Origin of the sequence: Aeromonas sp. Prich7-2 (assembly GCF_017939255.1) — a bacterium.
In the GTDB taxonomy this organism is placed as follows: Bacteria; Pseudomonadota; Gammaproteobacteria; order Enterobacterales; family Aeromonadaceae; genus Aeromonas; species Aeromonas caviae.
The window spans coordinates 1-758 of sequence record NZ_JAGKRI010000259.1 but is presented as its reverse complement, the minus strand read 5'-3'; the positions used below and the strand labels follow the sequence as shown (position 1 = coordinate 758).

1 protein-coding gene is annotated in these 758 nt (G+C 44.7%); it reads left to right on the top strand.

What is annotated here, in order from left to right; translation table 11 throughout:
- Positions 1-471 precede the first annotated feature (471 nt).
- A complete protein-coding gene (locus J9892_RS21515; RefSeq protein ID WP_246876736.1) occupies positions 472-642 on the top strand; it encodes a hypothetical protein in 171 nt (56 codons plus the stop codon).
- The last annotated feature ends 116 nt before the right edge of the window (positions 643-758 follow it).

Genomic DNA, 758 nt, shown 5'->3' with positions numbered 1-758 from the left:
GTGGTGGGCATTCCCGCGGAATGCATGGTGTTTTTGCTCATGGGGGGAGCGTATCTAAGGAGCAGGATCAAGCAAGCAGGAAAGTGGGATCAAGAGACGATCGTCTCATTTTTCCTGTGTCAATACTGTTCCGGTGAATACTTACCATTTTTTCTGAGCGGAATCATCAATCGCCTCAGAATAATGTTCTATATCTGCCACCCTCTTATGTCAAAAAAGTAATAAAAAAAATTTACTTATTATTTATAAAAATAAATATTCGTGATTATGTATGCTTATGTGATTTTTTATAACTATATGTTTTTTAAGATAAAAAATGAAGTTTGTTGAGTGTGGTATTTTTGCCATGATAGCGTCGATAGTTATTATTTATAAAAATAAATAAGTAAAAACAACACCTTACGTGCACTATTGCGGTTGACGACCCCCTGCCCAGTTACTAGGTTGTATGCAGGTCAGGTAGGAGTAGTCATGCAGCAAAAAACGGTTCAGCAGCCCATCGTCACCGATGCGGAGATCGCAAAAACAGCACGGTATAACCGAGACATCAAAGCTTCGGGGTATCGCCCCTGGGTCACGGTGCGGCAGTCCCATACCTATGGTCAGGGGCAGATTGGTATCTATTCACCAGGACGGGGTTGACGGCATCAGTTCTGCCGGGATGGGATAATCTGTCTTCTCGATGCACGCCCTGACCACGGCCCTCAACCACTCCTGTGGGCAGCGGCCCAATCGCTTGCCGGTCTCCACCAACGACA

Excerpts from the sequence above, each read along its gene's own strand:
- J9892_RS21515 (WP_246876736.1), top strand. The coding sequence starts at position 472 with ATGCAGCAAAAAACGGTTCAGCAGCCCATCGTCACCGATGCGGAGATC.